1 protein-coding gene is annotated in these 478 nt (G+C 50.0%); it reads right to left on the bottom strand.

Annotated elements, in window-relative coordinates; all coding sequences use genetic code 11:
* The coding region (locus E1297_RS00680; RefSeq protein WP_209015537.1) for a hypothetical protein at positions 1–451 on the bottom strand (451 nt) is incomplete at its 3' end.
* Between the last annotated feature and the right edge of the window lie 27 nt (positions 452–478).

Here is a 478-nt window from a genome sequence, read left to right on the forward strand (position 1 = left end):
AGATAGAATCGAAGAATTTCCTCCCGCGTCTCAAAGCGGCTTTGTAAGCGCCAAGACTCCCTTTCTCAAACGTCGTCCTAGTGCCGTACTTTGCCGCCTCATTACGAAGCTCGTCGTCAGTCCATCTCTTACGGAGCAGCTTCATATGCCCACAGATATCGTCGAAGAAACCCTTTCCACGCTCTTTGGCCGACTGGTAAGCGCCATAGCTACCCTCCATAAACGCCGTCCTGGTGTCGTACTTCGCCGCCTCATCACGAAGCTTGTCATTGGTCCATGTCTTGTAAACAGGGTTCATATGCACGCAGATTGAATCAAGGAATTCAGTTCCTCGTCTGCTAGCAGCTTGGTAGGCGGGACTATTCCGTTTTTGAAATTCGACTCGCTTATCGTACTTCGCCGCCTCATCACGAAGTTCGTCGTCAGTCCAAGTCTTCTGGACTGGTGTCATATGCTCGCAGATAGAATCGAAGAATTT

The organism is Roseibium sp. RKSG952 (genome assembly GCF_009711355.1).